At 68.9% G+C, this 17495-nt stretch carries 13 protein-coding genes; 10 read left to right on the plus strand and 3 right to left on the minus strand.

Features of this window, described 5'->3' with window-relative positions:
- Positions 1-22 precede the first annotated feature (22 nt).
- Positions 23-595: a hypothetical protein gene (locus LCI23_RS17375; RefSeq protein ID WP_224947712.1), complete on the plus strand. Its 573-nt coding sequence runs from the start codon at positions 23-25 to the stop codon at positions 593-595.
- Positions 596-610: 15 nt separating this feature from the next.
- On the opposite strand, the gene LCI23_RS17380 is transcribed toward LCI23_RS17375, so the two are convergent.
- Positions 611-1474 carry a glycosyltransferase family 2 protein gene (locus LCI23_RS17380; RefSeq protein WP_224947713.1) on the minus strand — a complete coding sequence of 288 codons (864 nt, stop codon included), beginning with the start codon at positions 1472-1474 and terminating at the stop codon, positions 611-613.
- 84 nt (positions 1475-1558) lie between these two features.
- On the opposite strand from LCI23_RS17380, the gene LCI23_RS17385 reads away from it, so the two are divergent.
- Positions 1559-2803 (plus strand): O-antigen ligase, encoded by a 1245-nt coding sequence (locus tag LCI23_RS17385; protein WP_224947714.1) that lies wholly within the window; start codon positions 1559-1561, stop codon positions 2801-2803.
- On the plus strand, positions 2793-4523 hold the full coding sequence (msbA, locus tag LCI23_RS17390; RefSeq protein WP_224947715.1) for a lipid A export permease/ATP-binding protein MsbA: 1731 nt from the start codon (positions 2793-2795) through the stop codon (positions 4521-4523). The genes LCI23_RS17385 and msbA overlap by 11 nt, the downstream gene beginning before the upstream one ends.
- A 122-nt stretch (positions 4524-4645) precedes the next feature.
- Here msbA and LCI23_RS17395 read toward each other — a convergent pair whose 3' ends face one another.
- Positions 4646-6898, minus strand: coding sequence for a family 1 glycosylhydrolase (locus tag LCI23_RS17395; RefSeq protein WP_224947716.1), 2253 nt, complete (start codon positions 6896-6898; stop codon positions 4646-4648).
- Between the two features lie 243 nt (positions 6899-7141).
- Here LCI23_RS17395 and LCI23_RS17400 point away from each other — a divergent pair, with 243 nt between their 5' ends.
- The gene (locus LCI23_RS17400; protein WP_224947717.1) at positions 7142-7381 is read left to right on the plus strand and encodes a hypothetical protein; all 240 of its coding nucleotides are present in this window, start codon (positions 7142-7144) and stop codon (positions 7379-7381) included.
- Between the two features lie 9 nt (positions 7382-7390).
- Here the strand turns inward: LCI23_RS17400 and LCI23_RS17405 are convergent, their stop codons facing one another.
- The gene (locus LCI23_RS17405) at positions 7391-8845 is read right to left on the minus strand and encodes a class I adenylate-forming enzyme family protein (RefSeq protein WP_224947718.1); all 1455 of its coding nucleotides are present in this window, start codon (positions 8843-8845) and stop codon (positions 7391-7393) included.
- 154 nt (positions 8846-8999) lie between these two features.
- On the opposite strand from LCI23_RS17405, the gene LCI23_RS17410 reads away from it, so the two are divergent.
- The 6 genes from LCI23_RS17410 to LCI23_RS17435 all read left to right on the plus strand — a co-directional run bounded on the left by LCI23_RS17410 (position 9000) and on the right by LCI23_RS17435 (position 17477).
- Complete coding sequence (locus tag LCI23_RS17410) at positions 9000-10643, plus strand: OFA family MFS transporter (protein WP_224947719.1); 1644 nt, start codon at positions 9000-9002, stop codon at positions 10641-10643.
- Positions 10644-10716: 73 nt separating this feature from the next.
- Positions 10717-12432: an NAD(P)H-dependent oxidoreductase subunit E gene (locus tag LCI23_RS17415; protein ID WP_224947720.1), complete on the plus strand. Its 1716-nt coding sequence runs from the start codon at positions 10717-10719 to the stop codon at positions 12430-12432.
- 5 nt (positions 12433-12437) lie between these two features.
- Positions 12438-15230: a formate dehydrogenase subunit alpha gene (fdhF, locus tag LCI23_RS17420; protein WP_224947741.1), complete on the plus strand. Its 2793-nt coding sequence runs from the start codon at positions 12438-12440 to the stop codon at positions 15228-15230.
- Entirely contained in the window at positions 15227-16108 is an 882-nt protein-coding gene (locus LCI23_RS17425; RefSeq protein WP_224947721.1) for a formate dehydrogenase accessory sulfurtransferase FdhD, read from the plus strand. The genes fdhF and LCI23_RS17425 overlap by 4 nt, the downstream gene beginning before the upstream one ends.
- Positions 16108-16815: an ABC transporter permease gene (locus tag LCI23_RS17430; RefSeq protein ID WP_224947722.1), complete on the plus strand. Its 708-nt coding sequence runs from the start codon at positions 16108-16110 to the stop codon at positions 16813-16815. The genes LCI23_RS17425 and LCI23_RS17430 overlap by 1 nt, the downstream gene beginning before the upstream one ends.
- Positions 16816-16850: 35 nt before the next feature.
- Positions 16851-17477, plus strand: coding sequence for an energy-coupling factor ABC transporter ATP-binding protein (locus LCI23_RS17435; protein WP_224947742.1), 627 nt, complete (start codon positions 16851-16853; stop codon positions 17475-17477).
- Positions 17478-17495 lie beyond the last annotated feature (18 nt).

Consider the following 17495-nt stretch of genomic DNA (forward strand, 5'->3'; position numbering starts at 1 on the left):
CAATAGGAAGGGGACCCTCGCCATGCAAACACTGACTCAACTTCGCGCGGATTTCGACGAGCGGTCCAAGGGCTCGCTGTCCTTGCCGATTGCCGGCCTTCTGGTCTGGTGCATCGTCGGGGGCCTGGGGATCATCCTGCCACCGAAGGCCGCCGTCCTGGCGTTGGTGTTCGCGACCGGCGCGATCTTTCCGCTGGCGATGGCAATTGCCAAGCTGCGTAGTGAACAGTTGCTGGAAAATGCCAATCCGCTAGCCAAGCTGATGGGCGTCTGCGTGCTGATGGTCAACCTATTGTGGGCCGTACACATCCCTTTGCTGATGCGGGCGCCCGAGTTCGTCCCGCTCAGCCTGGGCATCGCGCTCGGGCTGCACTGGATGGTCTATTCCTGGATCATCGGCCATCCACTCGGCTATCGCCATGCGATCCTGCGCACGGCCGGCCTGGTCGCGGTCTGGTTTGCATTTCCGGCACATCCCGTGACCGCATCGGCGGCGGTCGTCGTCATGGCGTACGCGATCACGATCGTCGAAATGCGCATGCGCCGCAGCGCGCTCGCCACCCCGGCGGCCAAGCTCGATACCATGCGCACCTGACGGCCTGCCGGAACATCAGGACGTTGGCGCCGGGAAGGGCGCCTCGCCCCGATGCTCGCGCAGCCCGCGCACGGCCTGGATGGTCTTGTTTGCCGCCCGCTCCAGCACCACCTTGCGGTTGCTCGATTCCTCGTCGCGCTGCGCTTCCCGGTGCCACAGGTGCAGCACCTCGGTGGCCAGGGCGCCGTCCTTGCGCGCCACGCCGGCATGGAACAGGCGCAGCACCAGGTCGGAATCCTCGTGGCCCCAACCCACGAAACTCTCGTCGAAGCCATTGACCCGTTCGAGGTCGCTGCGCCATACGGCCAGGTTGCAGCTCTTGATACGGCGCCAGCTGAAGCTGCGCCGCATGCGGCCGAGGTCGGGCCAGCGCAGCACCGTCTGCAGCACCTTGTTCATGTCGCCGCGCAGGCGGTAGCGCAGGCGTTCGGGCAGGCCCAGGCCGGCCAGGTCGATATGCTCGCGCAGGGCGCGCTCGGTCAACGCCTGGCTCAGCAGGATGCGGCTGCCCGAGACCAGGCAGCCCGGCTGCGCCAGCGCGCGGTGGCGGGCGATGAAGTCGCGCTGCGGCACGCAGTCGCCGTCGAGGAAGATGATATAGTTGCCGGCTGCGGCCAGGGTGCCGCGGTTGCGCGCCATCGCGGCGCGGAAGCCCTGGTCCGGCTGCCACACGTGCTTGAGCGGCATCGGCGCCCGTTCGCGCAGGCGGTCGATGGTTTCCCGCGTGTTGGCAGTCGAGCCGTCATCAGCGATAATGATTTCAAAATTCTTGTCATCCTGCATGAAACAGGCTTCCACGACCGCTGCCAGCGCGTCCGGGCGGTTGTATGTGGTGATCACGACAGAGATGGTCGGACCGGGATGCATCGTTTGCTGCATGGGCTCTGCTCATGGGGAAGGCGTCAGGGTCTGCAAGAATATCCCACAAGAACATGAATGAACAATAATCAGACGAAAATCGGGATGCCGATGCAGCGTGGGATCGGCTTCCTGGTTTTCCTGTTCCCTTTCCTTAGCCTCATCACTCCCTCCGGCATCGGCTTTTCCAGCATCGCGTTCGTGCTGGCCCTGCTGTGCGTGCCGCGCAAGGCCTGGGCGGCGATGGCGCCGCACTGGCGCGAGATCCGCTGGGTAGTGGCGGCCTTCGGCTTTTATTTCGCGTTCGCGCTGCTGTGCGTGCTGGTGCGTCCGGAGACCCGCTGGGACTATCTCGACAAGCCCTCGCGCATGTTCCTCGGGCTGAGCGCGGCCATGCTTGTGGTGCTGGCGCGCCCACCGCGCGCCGTGCTGTGGTGGGGCGTGATCGGCGGCGCACTGGCGGCGCTGCCCTTCATCGCCTGGCAGCGCATCGTGCTCGACATCTATCGCCCGGGCGGCTTCCTGAATCCGATTACCTTCGGCGACATCGCGCTGGCCCTGGCGCTGGTGGCGATGGCCGCCGCCATCGACTACCGCCATAGCGCCCGCAAGGCGCTCTGGCCGGCGCTGGGCGCGCTGGCGGGGCTTGGCGCCACGCTCCTGAGCGGCACCCGGGGCGGCTGGATCGCGCTGGTGCTGGCCGCGATCCTGTTCCTCACCTATGCGCGACTGCTGCACAGTCGGCCGGTGCGCCTGCTCCTGATCGGCAGCTTCACCCTGTTCGCTTCCACCTTCTTCATCCCCGCCTTCGGGGTGCAGGAACGGGTCGGGCAGGGCATGCACGACGTGCGCACCTGGCTCGATGGCGGCAGCGCCCTGTCGAACATCGGGATCCGGCTCGAACTGTGGACGGGCGCGCGCTACATCATCGCGCAACACCCGCTGTTCGGGCTCGATCCGCTGAGCGTACGCGCCGAGCTGAAGGAGCTGGCGCAGCAGGGCGTGATCCAGGACGTGGTGCTGCCGTTCGAGCACCTGCACAACGACGTGCTGCAGGCCCAGGCCACCGGCGGCGTGTTCGGCCTGCTCGCCTATGCCGGCATCCTGCTGGCGCCCTTCCTGTTCTTCGCGCGCTCGATCGGACGCAGTGCGCGGCGCAGCATGCCGCAGTTCGCGCCCGCCATGGCCGGCATGCTGGTGGTGCTGGCCTATTTCGGCTTCGGCCTGACCGAGGTGATCTTCTGGTCGCTGAAAGGCAGCATGTTCTACGTGCTCATGGTGGCCCTGCTGATGGGCTTCTGCCTGAGCGCGCAGGCCGACCCCAATATGGAAACACAGAGTGGACAATAAAATCATCGTCAAACGCCTGCTGGCGGTCGTCAAACCCTACCAGACGCGTTCCTGGCTGGCCCTGCTGTCGATGGCGCTCACCGCCGCCACCCAGCCGCTGCTGGGCTGGGCGCTCAAGCTCTTGATCGACCTCGGCTTCAAGGAAAAGGTGCCGTTCAGCCTGTGGTGGATTCCGGGCGTGCTGGTCTCGATCTTCGTGCTGCGCGGGATCGGCACCTTTTCCACCGCCTACCTGAACAACTGGGTCACCAGCCGCGTGCTGAACGACCTGCGCGCGATGGTGTTCGAGCGTGTGCTGCAGCTGCCGGTGGCGCGTTTCCATGCCGAATCGACCGGCAAGATCATCAACACCGTGGTGGCCGAAGTGCGCCAGGTGGTGGACATGCTGCAGTCGGTGTTCGTGGCCTGCGTGCGCGATACCCTGGTCGTGGTCGGCCTGCTGGCCGCGCTGCTGTACATGAACTGGAAGCTGACCCTGGTGGCGATCGTGGTCGTGCCCCTCACCGCCGTGATCGTGCGCACCACCACCGGCCGCCTGCGCCGCCTGAACCGCGAGAACCAGCGCGTCACGGCCGAGATGACCCAGGTGGTGGAGGAAGCGACCCGCGGGCACCAGGTGATCCGCGTGTTCTCGGGCGAGCGCTACGAGCGCGCGCGCTTCCACGCCCGCAGCGAAGCGCTGCGCGGCTTCTCGCAGCGCATGACGGTGGCCTTCGCGGCCACCACCCCGGTGACCCAGATCGCCACCTCGCTGGCGCTGTCGCTGGTGATCGTGCTGGCGATCCAGGCCGACCTGACCCAGGGCGAGTTCGTGCAGTTCGTCACCTACATGCTGATGCTGCTCACGCCCCTGAAATCGCTGGCCGAGGTCAACGGCCCGATGCAGCGCGGGATGACGGCCGCCGAGACGGTGTTCAACATGATCGACTCGCCGCCGGAAGCCGACCCCGGCACCCGCGAGCTGGGACGCGTGCAGGGCCACCTGCGCTTCGAGAACGTCAGCTTCCGCTATCCGGAAGCGCACAACCCGGCGCTGACCGGCGTGACGCTGGACGTGCTGCCGGGGCAGACCGTGGCCCTGGTGGGCGTCTCGGGCGGCGGCAAGTCCACGTTTGTCAACCTGGTGACGCGCTTCTACGATCCGCAGGAAGGACGCCTCCTGATCGACGGCATTCCCTACCAGGACGTCAGGCTGGCCAGCCTGCGCGCCCAGCTGGCGATGGTGAGCCAGAACGTGGTGCTGTTCGACGACACGCTGGCTTCCAACATCGCGTATGGCGTGGAAAAGATCGATGGCGAGCGCCTGGCGGCGGCGGTGAAGGCGGCGCACCTGACCGATGTGGTGGCCAAGCTGGAGCAGGGCGTGGAGACGCGCATCGGCGAGAACGGCATGCGCCTGTCGGGCGGCCAGCGCCAGCGCGTGGCGATCGCGCGCGCGATCTACAAGGATGCGCCGATCCTGCTGCTGGACGAAGCCACCTCGGCGCTGGACAACGAGTCCGAACGCGCGGTGCAGGCGGCGCTGGAAACCCTGATGGCGGGCCGCACCACGATCGTGATCGCGCACCGGCTGTCGACCATCGAGCGGGCCGACAGCATCGTGGTGATGGAGCACGGCCGCATCGTCGAGCAGGGCACCCATGCCGAGCTGCTCGATGCGAACGGGATGTATGCGAACCTGTACCGCCTGCAGTTCGTGGCGGCCGACGAGCAGGCGTAGGGTGGACAGGTTTCCTGCCCACGCGTTCAACCCGTCTGCGAGTTGCCAGAACGTCGGTTCAAGCGGGAGCTGACCGCGTGGGCGGAGACCCGCCCACCCTGCGAACGCGCAAGCGTCCCGGATCAGCTGGCGTAGTGTGCCGCTTCGCCCGGCAGCTGCGCATCGCGCCCATGCGCGCGGTCCTGCACCGCTTCCATATAGCGCCGCAGCGCATCGTCCAGCGACGGCAGCATCAGCGCCCGTTCGCTCGACAGCGCGCTGTATTCCGGCCGGCGCGCCACCAGATCGCAGCGTTCGGCCGCGACCACCTCGAGCTTCGCCGCATCCACCCCCGCCGCCGCGCAGGCGCGCCGCGCCAGCTCGGCCCAGCTCAGGGCTTCGGCATTGGTCAGGTGCCAGACGCCTTTCTCGCGGTCGATCAGGAGGTCGAGCGAGACGTTGACCAGGTCGGGCACGTAGGTGGGCGAGACCACCATGTCGTCCGCCGCCTGGAACGGCAGCCCGGCTTCCAGCGCGTTCAGGGCCTGGGTCACGAAGTTGTGCCGGTCCCAGGGGCCGAAGAAGGCGCTGGTGCGGATAACCACGGCCTGCGGATCGGCGTCGAGCACGCGCCGCTCGGCCTCCGCCTTGCTGCGGCCATACACGCCAAGCGGGTTGACCGGGTCCGACTCGACGTAGGGCGTGCCCTTGGTGCCGTCGAACACCAGGTCGGTGGAGAAGGTCATGAAGCGCAGCTGGTGGCGGATGCAGGCCAGCGCCAGCACCGTCGGGCCCAGGGTGTTCTCGCGCATGCAGCGCTCATGGTCGGCCTCGGCGTCGTCCACCCGCACGTAGCCGCCGGCGTTGATGACCGCCCAGGGCTTGTAACGTGCGATCGCCGCTTCCACCGACGCCGGGTCGGTGATGTCCATTTCCTGGCGGGTCAGCACGTGGAAGGCCAGGTTGCGGCTCTTGCAGATGCGGGCGAAGGCCGAACCCAGGGTGCCGGTTGCGCCAGTGATCAGGATCGGCTGCACCACGCTCGACTTGTACTGGCTGCGGATCGCGATGTCCGCCACCGCGGTGCTGGTCGCCACCGGCTTGCACAGGAAGCGGCCGGGCCGGCGCCACCAGCCTTCGCCCTGCAGCACCGGGTTGGAGAGCGGGCGGCCGGTGGACAGCTCGCGCATCAGGGTCGCGACCGCGGTCGGGCGCGGTTCGCCGCCGCGCACGTCGAACGGGCCTGGCTCGTAGTAGCCGCGGCATTCGGTGACCAGGCAGTTCCAGTCGTAGGAACCGAGCAGGGCCCAGACCGTCACCGCGCGCACATCGGCACCCTGCTGGCGCGCGCTGCGCGCCGCGTTCCAGATTTCCAGCAGCCAGCGCATCTGGTCTTCGCGGTTGGCGTCGATATGGGCCTCTGTGATCGCGATCGGCAGGCCGTAGCGCTCCCAGGTTTCCATGAGCAGCGGGCCGATGCCGGGCGTCGGCGTGGCCAGCGCGCGCGGCGTCTCGATGTCCGCGTGGGGGATGCCGCGGTAGACGTGGCGGCGGTCGGGCGGATAGCGCTCCGGCCGGTGGTCGAGCCAGCGCTCGCTGGTCGCATAGTAGTTGACACCGATGATGTCGGGCGGGCAGGGATTGTCGCGCAGCCAGAGCAGCTCCTGCTCGCTGGCCTGCGCGTCGAGCAGGTAGGACCACAATGCATGCTCCTGGTCCACCTTCCCGCACAGCAGGTCCCAGCCCAGCCAGCGGCGCTCGTTGAAGAAGCCGACCACTTCCTGCATCTCGGGAGTGCCGTAGGTCTTCGACAGGTCGTCGGTCGCGACCAGCTTGGCGTCCGGGTTCACGGCGCGGATGGCGCGCATGGCCAGCACCGTGGCGCGGCACTCGTTGAGCAGGGCGCGTACGAAGGTCGCCTCGTCGCTGCCATGCGGGTACCAGACACCCGCCAGGCCCGAGAAGCGCGCCGTGGTCAGCGGTTCGTTGACCGGGGTGTAGTACTCGGCCCAGGGATAGCGCCGCGCCACCGCGCCGGCATACTCGGCCAGCTTGTCGGGGAAGGCGGGATCGACCAGGCTGGTGTCGCGCGGGCCGCTGCCATGGTGCAGCAGGCCGACAATCGGGGTCACGCCCAGCTGCTGCAGGACTGGCAGGCGTTCGTCCGACCATGACCAGTCGGCCGACTCGATGCCGTCCGGCGCCGTGCGTTCCCACAGCACCGGGTAGCGGATCGCCTTGATGCCGAGCGAGGCAAAACGGTCGATGTCCTGCAGGCGCTCGGCGTGGCCGTTGCGCTCCATCTGGCTGAAGTAATTGTCGCGCACGCGGTTGACGGTGCATTCGAGTCCGCCCCAGAGTTCAAGCTCCGGGACCTGCTCCGGCTGGGAATGCATGTTTGTGTTCATGTTCTGACCCGCTGTTTGTGAAAACAGGCTCCAGCCTAATTGTCCACTGCGACAGGTTGTGTGAACTGGCCCACATAAAAGGACCATTTCGGACAATTCCTACTTTTTGTAAGCATTTTCCTTGTTTCTATGCCTAACTTCTTCTAACAAGAAATCTTTATTGCCGAGCCGGCGCGGACCGGTGCGCCGGGCAGCGCGGGTTCGGGCGACAATGCGCTGAAACGGGAGGGCATGATGTACATGGTGTACTGGACGATGGTCGAGGGCGAACGCTGCACGCCGCACGAGAAGCTGTTCGAGACCACGGAAATGGTGGCGGCGATGCAGTACATGGAGACGCTGCGCAAGCGCCAGCGCGAAGGGGAGGGCGTGCGCTTCATCACCATGTGCTCGGAGCATCCGGACCTGGTCGGCCATCCGGGCGTCGACGTGACGGGGCCGGAATACAACTGGAAGAAGCGGCGCCGCTGAGCTTTCTCGCTACGCGAGCCGGCTCTTCAATATCTTCCCGCTCGGCGCGGCCGGCAGGGCGTCCATGAACACGATGCGCGAGGGCCGCTTGTAGGGCGCCAGCCGCGTCCGCAGCCATTCCTGTAGCGCCGCAGGATCGACCTCCGCGGATATCTCCACGAAGGCCGCCACCTCTTCCTCACCGTCCGCCGCCGGCCGCCCGACGACCGCCGACTGCAGCACCGCGGGATGGCTGTTGAGCGCCGACTCCACCTCCAGCGGATAGATCTTGAAGCCCGAGCGGATGATCAGTTCCTTCAGGCGCCCGGCAATGAACAGCGCGCCGTCCGCGCCCAGCGTCGCGACGTCGCCGGTGGCCAGCCAGCCGCCGGGGCGCAGCGCGGCGGCCGTCTGTACCGGGTCGCGGTAGTAGCCCGCCATCACGTTCGGGCCGCGCACCCACAGCTCGCCCGTCGGCTCGACGATGCGCACCTCGACGCCCGGAATCGCTTGGCCCACCGAAGTGTCGCCGCGCGGCGCGTCCAGCCGGGTCTGGGACACGGTCGGGCCGCTCTCGGTCAGGCCGTAGCCGTTGTGCAGGGGCAGTCCGAACATGCGCTCGACCGCGCGCTTGAGCGCCGGGTCGAGCGGCGAACCGCCGGCGTAGCAGAAGCGCAGGCACGACGCGACCGGTTCGCTTCCCGCAAACGCCAGCAGGCGCGCGTACATGGCCGGCACGCCTTGCACGATGGTCAGGATACCCGCGCGGATCTGCGCCAGCAGCGCCTCGGCCGAGAATCGCGGCATCAGCTGCAGGCAGGCGCCCGCGTACAGGGTGCCGAGCATGACCGAGGCCAGGCCGTAGACATGCGAGATGGGCAGCACGCCGCTCGCCCGGTCGGACGGCAGCAGGCCGCGCAGCGTGCTCGAGGTGGCGGCCACGAACAGCAGGTTCGCATGGCTCAGCATGACGCCCTTGGGCTGGCCGGTGGTGCCGCTGGTGTAGACCAGCGCGGCGACCTGGGCGCCGTCCCGCCGCACCGGCTCCGGCAGGGTGTCGGGGTCGAGCGGCCCGGCCATCAGTTCGCCGAGAACGACCGCGCCCGCGCGCCGGGCGTGGGCCAGCGCATCCTTCGATGCCGCCGTGGTGTAAAGGACCACGCGCGGCGTGCAATGGGTGCGGATGGCGGCCATCTCGCCCTCGCTCAGGCGCGCGTTGACGTTCACGCTCCAGGCGTCCAGGCTGGCGACGGCGAACAGCAGGGCCACCTGGGCCGCGCAGTTCTCGCTCACCAGCATGACGCGGTCGCCGGGACGCACGCCCAGCTCGCGCAGCAGGGCGGCATGGCGCCTGGTTTCCCGCTCCAGCTCGGCATAGGTCCAGGTCCGGCCGGCCTCGGCGAGGGCAGGCGCCCCCGGCGCACGCGCGGCCCCAAGGCGGACGATGTCGGAGATGCGGCGGGGCAGGGTGGCGGGATCGATCATGGGGCATGCTTTATACCGGCTCGCCGGTGCCGCGGCAAGCCCGGGGCCGGTCGGGAGCACCATGCCAATCCCGGGAAATAATGAAAAATCGATGATGCGGGACGCCGCACAGGGCGTATCCTGATGCGATAGGCGACGACGTGAGGGAGGCGGCATGGCAATCCTCGGTTTTCTCGACAAGGAGCACACGATCGCGGCGCCCGGCTTCAACCGCTGGCTGGTGCCGCCGGCGGCGCTCGCGATCCACCTGTGCATCGGCATGGCCTACGGCTTCTCGGTGTTCTGGTTGCCGCTGTCGAAGGCGGTCGGCATCACCGAACCGGTGGCCTGCCCGGCCGGGATGTCCTTCGCGGCCCGGGTCTTCGCCACCACCTGCGACTGGAAGATTTCGATGCTGGGCTGGATGTACACGCTGTTCTTCGTGTTCCTTGGCCTGGCCGCCTGGCTGTTCGGCGCCTGGCTCGAGCATGCGGGGCCGCGCAAGGCCGGCGTGGTGTCGGCGCTGTGCTGGTGCGGGGGGCTGGTGATCTCGGCCCTCGGCATCCATACCCACCAGATCTGGCTGATGTGGCTCGGCTCCGGCGTCATCGGCGGCATCGGCCTCGGCCTCGGCTACATCTCGCCGGTGTCGACGCTCATCAAATGGTTCCCCGACTGGCGCGGCATGGCGACCGGCATGGCCATCATGGGCTTCGGCGGCGGCGCCATGATCGGTGCGCCGCTGGCCGACAGGCTGATGCGGCACTTCGCCACCCCGTCCTCGGTGGGCGTCTGGGAAAGCTTCCTGGCGCTGGCCGCGATCTATGCCGTCTTCATGCTGGCCGGCGCCATGACCTACCGCGTGCCGCCGGCCGGCTGGAAGCCGGCGGGCTGGACCCCGCCGTCCGGTGCGGCACGCACGATGATGACCCAGCGCCACGTGCATGCCGGCCGGGTCTGGGGAATTCCCCAGTTCTGGCTGGTCTGGGGCGTGCTGTTCCTGAACGTCTCGGCGGGCATCGGCATCCTGGGCATGGCCTCGCCCTTGCTGCAGGAAGTGTTCGGCGGACGCCTGATCGGTATCGATGCCGGCTTCAACGCGCTCGACGCGGCGCAGAAGGGGCAGGTCGCGGCCGTCGCTGCCGGCTTCACCGGGCTGCTTTCCCTGTTCAACATCATCGGGCGCTTCGCCTGGGCGTCGCTCTCCGACTATATCGGCCGCAAGGCCACCTATTTCATTTTCCTGGGCCTCGGCTTCGTCCTGTACGCCTCGGTGCCCTCGCTGGCGCACGGCGGCCGGCTGGCCCTGTTCGCAGGCGTCGTCTGCATCATCCTGTCGATGTATGGCGGCGCCTTCGCGACCGTGCCCGCCTACCTGGCCGACCTGTTCGGCACCCAGATGGTGGGCGCGATCCATGGCCGCCTGCTGACGGCCTGGTCCGCGGCCGGCGTGCTCGGACCGATCCTGATCAACTACCTGCGCGAATACCAGATCGCCGGCGGCGTGCCGCGGGCGCACGCCTACGACCTCACCATGTACCTGCTGGCCGGGCTGGTCATGGCGGGCATCGTCCTGAATGCGCTGATCGGCCCGGTGGCCGACAAGTACTTCATGACCGATGCCGAGCTGGCCGCCGAGCGGAACCTGGCGCAGGAGCGGGACAGCGCGGCCGCCGCCGGCGCGCACGCCAGGGGTGGCAGGGGAGGGGCGCTCGCCACCTGCCCGGCCGCGACCGCCTTCGCCTGGGCGGCGGTAGGCATTCCGCTCCTGCTGGGCATGTGGATCACGCTGCAGAAGGCGGCGGTGCTATTCAAATAATGGGCCGTCCGGCGTAAGCTGTGGCCTGGATGCGCTTTCCGACACATTGCACAAGATTCGAACGGGACCTGCCATGAACCACCCCATCATTCCGATCGCCCGTATCGGCGACGGCGACGGCCCTAGCCGCCAGCGCAAGCGCGAAGCCCCGAAGGGCCGCCGCATCGACCCGCAGGCGCTCGCGGAGGTCCAGGCACTGCTGGGCGCCGCGCCGCGCCGGCGCGACCTGCTGATCGAGCACCTGCACACGATCCAGGATCGCTTCGGCTGCCTGCCGGCCGGCCACCTGGCCGCGCTCGCCCAGGAGATGCGCCTGGCCCAGGCCGAGGTCTACGAGGTGGCCAGCTTCTACCACCACTTCGACGTGGTGAAGGAGGGCGAGGCCCCGCCTGCCGCGTTGACCGTGCGCGTCTGCGCCGGCCTGTCGTGCGAGATGGCCGGCGCGCAAGCATTGCTGGCGAAGCTGCCGGCGCTGCTGGGACGCGAGGTACGGGTGCTCGAAGCACCGTGCGTCGGCCGCTGCGAGCAGGCGCCGGTGGCGGTGGCCGGCCAGCGCGCGGTTCCGCAGGCGAGCGCCGAACAGGTGCTGGGCCGGGTCGCCGCCGGCGATACGCGCGAGCCGGTCCCTGAACATGTCGATTACGCCGCCTACCGCGCCGCGGGCGGCTACGCGCTGCTGCGCGACTGCCTTGCCGGGCGCCACCAGGCAGAAGCGGTCATCCGCACGCTGGAAGACGCCGGCCTGCGCGGCCTGGGCGGCGCCGGATTCCCGCTCGGCCGCAAGTGGCGCATCGTGCGCGCCGAGGCCGGCCCGCGCCTGATGGCGGTCAACATCGACGAAGGCGAGCCGGGCACCTTCAAGGACCGCGTCTACCTCGAGCGCGACCCGCACCGCTTCCTGGAAGGCGCCCTGGTCGCCGCCTGGGCGGTCGGCATCGACGCCATCTACATCTACCTGCGCGACGAATACCACGGCTGCCGCGCCATGCTGGAGGCCGAGCTGGAGGCGCTGCGGCGCGACCCGCCGGCGCCGGGCATGCCGCCGATCCACCTCCGGCGTGGCGCCGGCGCCTATGTCTGCGGCGAGGAATCCGCGATGATCGAGTCGATCGAAGGCAGGCGCGGCATGCCCCGCCTGCGCCCGCCTTATGTGGCCCAGGTCGGCCTGTTCGGGCGCCCGACGCTGGAGCACAACTTCGAATCGCTGCACTGGGTGCGCGAGATCCTCGAGCGCGGCGCCGGCTGGTTTGCCGGCCACGGGCGCCATGGCCGGCGCGGCCTGCGCTCGTTCTCGGTCTCGGGCCGGGTGCGCGAACCCGGCGTGAAGCTGGCCCCGGCCGGCATCACCGTCCGCGAGCTGATCGCCGAATACTGCGGCGGCATGCAGGAGGGGCACGCCTTCTATGGCTACCTGCCGGGCGGCGCCTCGGGCGGCATCCTGCCGGCGAGCCTGGGCGACGTCCCGCTCGACTTCGACACGCTGCAGCCCTACGGCTGCTTCATCGGTTCGGCCGCGATCGTCGTGCTGTCGAACCACGACAGCGCCGTCGCCGCCGCGCGCAACGCGCTGGCCTTCTTCAAGGACGAGTCCTGCGGTCAGTGCACGCCCTGCCGCAACGGCACCGCCAAGGCGCTCGACCTGATCCGCCGGCCGCAATGGAACACCGGGCTGCTGGGCGAGCTGTCGCAGGTGATGCGCGACGCCTCGATCTGCGGCCTCGGGCAGGCCGCGCCGAATCCGGTCGACTGCGTCATCAAGTACTTTCCGCACGAGCTGGAGGGAGCGTGAACGCCATGACGCCAAGCGTTTCATTCGAGATCAACGGGCGTGCCGTCGAGGCGCTGCCGCATGAAACCCTGATCGAGGTCGCCGCGCGCGAAGGCATCGAGATCCCGCGCCTGTGCTACAAGGAGGGCATGGCGCCCGCCGGCAACTGCCGCTCGTGCATGGTCGAGATCGAGGGCGAGCGCGTGCTGGCGCCGTCGTGCTGCCGCTATCCCGTGCCCGGCATGAAGGTCAGGACCGACGGCGCGCGCGCGGTCGCCGCACAAAAGATGGTGCTCGAGCTGCTGATGGCCGACATGCCCGCAGCCGCCTACACCCGCGTGAACGAGCTCGGGCTCTGGGCAGGAAAGCTCGGCCTGGGCAAGCCCCGTTTCGCGCCGACCCGCGCCCAGCCGCGGCGCGACGCCAGCCACGCCGCGATCACCGTCAACCTCGACGCCTGCATCCAGTGCACGCGCTGCGTACGTGCCTGCCGCGACGTGCAGGTCAACGACGTGATCGGCCTGGCCTTCCGCGGGCAGGAGACGAAGATCGTGTTCGACCAGGACGACCCGATGGGGGCTTCCACCTGCGTGGCCTGCGGCGAATGCGTGCAGGCCTGCCCGACCGGCGCCCTGATGCCGGCGCGCGGGGCGGCGCTGCAGATCCCCGACAGGCAGGTCGATTCGGTCTGTCCCTATTGCGGCGTCGGCTGCCAGCTCACGTATCACGTCAAGGACAACACCATCCTGTTCGTCGAGGGACGCGACGGCCCGGCCAACCACGGGCGCCTGTGCGTCAAGGGGCGCTACGGCTTCGACTACGCGCACCATCCGCAGCGCCTGACCAGGCCCCTGATCCGCCGCGCGGGCATGCCCAAGAGCGGCGATTTCAGCATGGACCCGGGGCGCGTGCTCGAGGTCTTCCGCGAAGCGAGCTGGGACGAGGCGCTGGCGCTGGCCGGCGGCACGCTGGCGCAGATCCGCGACGCCCACGGCGGGGCGGCCCTGGCCGGCTTCGGCTCGGCCAAGGGCAGCAACGAGGAAGCCTACCTGTTCCAGAAGCTGGTGCGCACCGGTTTCGGGACCAACAACGTCGACCACTGCACCCGGCTGTGCCATGCCTCCTCGGTGACGGCCCTGCTGGAAGGGATCGGGTCGGGCGCGGTGTCGAACCCGGTCATGGACGTCACGCGCGCCGAGGTGATCGTCGTCATCGGCGCCAACCCGACCGTCAACCATCCGGTCGCCGCGACCTGGATCAAGAACGCGGTCAAGGACGGGGCCAGGCTGGTCGTGATGGACCCGCGCCGCTCCGAGCTGGCGCGCCACGCGCACCACTACCTGCAGTTCAAGCCGGACACCGACGTCGCCCTGCTCAACGCCATGATGCACGTGATCGTCAGCGAAGGCCTGGTCGACGCAGGCTTCATCGCCAGCCGCACGGTCGGCTACGCGGAGCTGGAAAAGAACGTCTCCGGCTACAGCCCGGAAGCGATGGCGCCGATTTGCGGCATCGATGCCGACACCATCCGCGCGGTGGCGCGCCTGTATGCAACTTCCAGGGCATCGATGATCCTGTGGGGCATGGGCATCTCGCAGCACGTGCACGGCACCGACAATGCGCGCTGCCTGATCGCCCTGTCCCTGATGACCGGCCAGATCGGCCGTCCCGGCACCGGCCTGCATCCGCTGCGCGGCCAGAACAACGTGCAGGGCGCCTCCGACGCCGGCCTGATCCCGATGATGCTGCCCGACTACCAGCGCGTCGACAACCCGGAGGCGCGCGCCCGTTTCGAGGCGGCCTGGGGCGCCACCCTCGATCCGGAGCCGGGCCTGACGGTGGTCGAGATCATGGACGCGATCGACGCCGGACAGATTCGCGGCATGTACATCATGGGCGAGAACCCGGCCATGTCGGATCCGGACGCCAACCATGCGCGCGCCGCGCTGGCCCGGCTCGAGCACCTGGTGGTGCAGGACATCTTCCTGACCGAGACGGCCTACCTGGCCGACGTGATCCTGCCGGCGTCAAGCTTCCCGGAAAAGACCGGCACCTTCACCAATACCGACCGCCTGGTGCAGATGGGCCGCCAGGCGATCGATCCGCCGGGCGAGGCGAAGCAGGACCTGTGGATCATCCAGCAGATGGCGAACCGCCTCGGCCTTCCCTGGCGCTACGGCCACGTGTCGGAAGTGTTCGACGAGATGCGCCGCCTGATGGCGAGCATCGGCGGCATTACCTGGGAACGCCTGGAGCGCGACGGCGCCGCCGTCTACCCGTGCCTGCACGAGGGCGACGCCGGGCAGCCGGTGGTGTTCACCGAGCGCTTCCCACGAGAAGGGGGCAGGGCGCGCTTCGTCCCGGCCGACATCATCCCGGCCGCCGAGCGGCCCGATGCCGACTATCCGATGGTCCTGATCACCGGCCGCCAGCTCGAGCACTGGCATACCGGCAGCATGACGCGGCGCACCGCGGTGCTGGACGCGATCGAGCCCGATCCGGTGGCGCTGCTGCACCCGCTCGACCTGCAGCGGCTGGGCGTGAAACCGGGCGAGGCCATCACGCTCGCCTCGCGCCGCGGCGAGGTCGTGCTCTACGCCCGGGCCGACGACAGCTCGCCGGTGGGGGCGGTGTTCGCGCCTTTCTGCTGCTACGAGGCGGCGATCAACCGCCTGACCAATGCGGCGCTCGACCCCTTCGCGAAGATTCCGGAGTTCAAGTATTGCGCCGTCAACGTCACGCCGGGTGGGGAGGTGGCGGCGCCCGGCAGCTACGGTGGCGGCCAAATCCTGGAAGGCATGGCACAATTGGCAACATGAACTGCCCTGATCTAGCCCGTTACCGTCCCTTGCTGTCCGAGGCGCACGCCGGCCTGACGCACGAAGTCACGGCCGTGGACGAGCGCGGCCGCCGCGCGAGCATCGCGATCCCCGCCGAGCGTCCGCTTACCGTCTACGTGGACAAGCGCGAGATCGTTACCCTGATGACGCTGGGCGGCGCGCCCGAGGCGCTGACGCTCGGCTACCTGCGCAACCAGCGCCTGGTGCGCGCGATCGACGATATCGTCTCGATCCAGGTCGACTGGTCGGTCGATGCGGTGGCTGTCGTCACCCGCAGCGGCATTGCCGACGTCGAGGAGCGCACCGCGAAGAAGGTGGTCACCACCGGCTGCGGGCAGGGCTCGGTGTTCGGCGGGCTGATGGACGAGGTCGACCAGATCACCCTGCCCGCCGACGCGCGCCTGCCGCAGTCGGTCGTGTACCGCATCGTCGAGACCATCCGCACCCAGCAGTCGATCTACAAGCTGGCTGGCTCGGTGCATGGCTGCGCGCTGTTCTCGCACGAGGGCGAGCTGTTGTATTTCGTCGAGGACGTCGGCCGCCACAACGCGGTGGACGCCATCGCCGGGTTGATGTGGCTCGACGGCCTGGAGGGCAGCGACAAGGTGTTCTATACCACCGGCCGCCTGACGTCCGAGATGGTCATCAAAGGCGCGCAGATGGGCATTCCCTTCCTGCTGTCGCGTTCCGGCACCACCCAGATGGGGCACATGGTGGCGGAGAAAGTCGGCATGTCGCTGCTGGCGCGCTGCTCTGGCAAGCATTTCCTGCTGCTGGCCGGGCACGAGCGCCTGCTGTTCGAGCCGGATCTGCTGGAACCCTTGAACGCGCCCTTCCATACTGCACGGCCGGCCTGATGTCCCTGCTGGATGCAACGACGCACGCCTTCGCGCTGCTGTTCAGCGGCGACGAGGCGTTGTGGCGCATCGTCTGGGTGTCGCTCAAGACCAGCATCCTCGGACTGCTGCTGGCGGCGCCGCCGGCCATCTTCCTCGGCTACGCCATCGCCATGCACCGCTTCCCGGGGCGGCGCCTGGCCATCTGGCTGGCCCAGGCGGCATTGTCGCTGCCGACCGTGCTGATCGGCCTGCTGCTGTACCTGCTGCTGTCGCGGCGCGGGCCGATGGGCGGGCTGGAATGGCTGTTCACCCAGGAAGGCGTGATCCTCGGCCAGATGGTGATCGGCCTGCCGGTGCTGCTGGCCTTCACCCTGGCAGCGGTGCAGGCGGCCGATCCCCGTTACGCGGAAACGGCGCTCTCGCTGGGCGCCTCGCGCTGGCGCGTGATGCGCACCGTCCTGCACGAAGCGCGCTACGGTGTGATGGCGGCGGTCATCAGCGGCTTCGGCCGGGTGATCTCGGAAGTAGGCTGCGCGCTGATGGTGGGCGGGAACATCGAAGGCCAGACCCGCACCATCACCACCGCCATCGCGCTGGAGACCAGCAAGGGCGAGTTCGCACAGGGCATCGCGCTGGGCATCGTGCTGGTGTCGCTGGCGCTCGTGATGAACGGCGCCCTGGTGCTGCTGCAGGGCGAGGCCCATACGGCGGGAGGGCGCTGGTGACACCGCCGGCCACGCCCCTGCTCAGCGTGCAAGGCATGCGCAAGCGCCACGGCGAGCGCCTGCTGTTCGAGATCGAGCGGCTCGACATCGCGGCCGCCAGCGCCTATGTGCTGACCGGCGTGAACGGGGCCGGCAAGTCCACCTTGCTGCGCATGCTGGCCGGGCTGGAACGCTGCGATGCCTGCCGCATCGCATTCGAGGGACGCAGCATGCCGCTGCATCCGTATCCGGCGGCGCTGCGGCGCGCGATCGGCTTCGTGCACCAGCACCCGATCATGTTTTCCACCAGCGTGGCCCACAACATCGCCTACGGCTTGCTGGCGCGCGGCGAGCGGCGGCAGACGGTGGCGCCGGCCGTGGAAGAAGCAATGTGCTGGGCCGGCGTGGCGCACCTGCGCGATACCCATCCCGCGCGCCTTTCCGGCGGCGAGAAGCAGCGCGTGGCGCTGGCACGCGCCCGCGTGCTGCAGCCGCGCCTGCTCCTGCTGGACGAGCCCACGGCCAACCTGGACGGCCCGGCGCGCGAACAGGTGATCGCCCTGATTCCCACCTTGCTCGAACGCGGCGGCAGTGTCGTGATGGCCTGCCACGACCGCGACCTGATCGGCCTGCCCGGTATCCAGCGCCTGAAGCTGCGCGAGGGCCGGCTGGAAGTACGCTGAGGGTGCGCCGGCGCGCAT

It is taken from the genome of Massilia sp. MS-15, from assembly GCF_020176695.1.
GTDB lineage: Bacteria > Pseudomonadota > Gammaproteobacteria > Burkholderiales > Burkholderiaceae_D > Telluria > Telluria hydrophila.

Excerpts from the sequence above, each read along its gene's own strand:
- LCI23_RS17395 (WP_224947716.1), bottom strand. The coding sequence starts at position 6,898 with ATGCATTCCCAGCCGGAGCAGGTCCCGGAGCTTGAACTCTGGGGCGGA.
- LCI23_RS17425 (WP_224947721.1), top strand. The coding sequence starts at position 15,227 with ATGAACTGCCCTGATCTAGCCCGTTACCGTCCCTTGCTGTCCGAGGCG.
- LCI23_RS17430 (WP_224947722.1), top strand. The coding sequence starts at position 16,108 with ATGTCCCTGCTGGATGCAACGACGCACGCCTTCGCGCTGCTGTTCAGC.
- LCI23_RS17375 (WP_224947712.1), top strand. The coding sequence starts at position 23 with ATGCAAACACTGACTCAACTTCGCGCGGATTTCGACGAGCGGTCCAAG.
- LCI23_RS17400 (WP_224947717.1), top strand. The coding sequence starts at position 7,142 with ATGATGTACATGGTGTACTGGACGATGGTCGAGGGCGAACGCTGCACG.
- LCI23_RS17435 (WP_224947742.1), top strand. The coding sequence starts at position 16,851 with ATGCGCAAGCGCCACGGCGAGCGCCTGCTGTTCGAGATCGAGCGGCTC.
- fdhF (WP_224947741.1), top strand. The coding sequence starts at position 12,438 with ATGACGCCAAGCGTTTCATTCGAGATCAACGGGCGTGCCGTCGAGGCG.
- LCI23_RS17405 (WP_224947718.1), bottom strand. The coding sequence starts at position 8,845 with ATGATCGATCCCGCCACCCTGCCCCGCCGCATCTCCGACATCGTCCGC.
- LCI23_RS17385 (WP_224947714.1), top strand. The coding sequence starts at position 1,559 with ATGCCGATGCAGCGTGGGATCGGCTTCCTGGTTTTCCTGTTCCCTTTC.
- LCI23_RS17380 (WP_224947713.1), bottom strand. The coding sequence starts at position 1,474 with ATGCAGCAAACGATGCATCCCGGTCCGACCATCTCTGTCGTGATCACC.
- LCI23_RS17410 (WP_224947719.1), top strand. The coding sequence starts at position 9,000 with ATGGCAATCCTCGGTTTTCTCGACAAGGAGCACACGATCGCGGCGCCC.
- LCI23_RS17415 (WP_224947720.1), top strand. The coding sequence starts at position 10,717 with ATGAACCACCCCATCATTCCGATCGCCCGTATCGGCGACGGCGACGGC.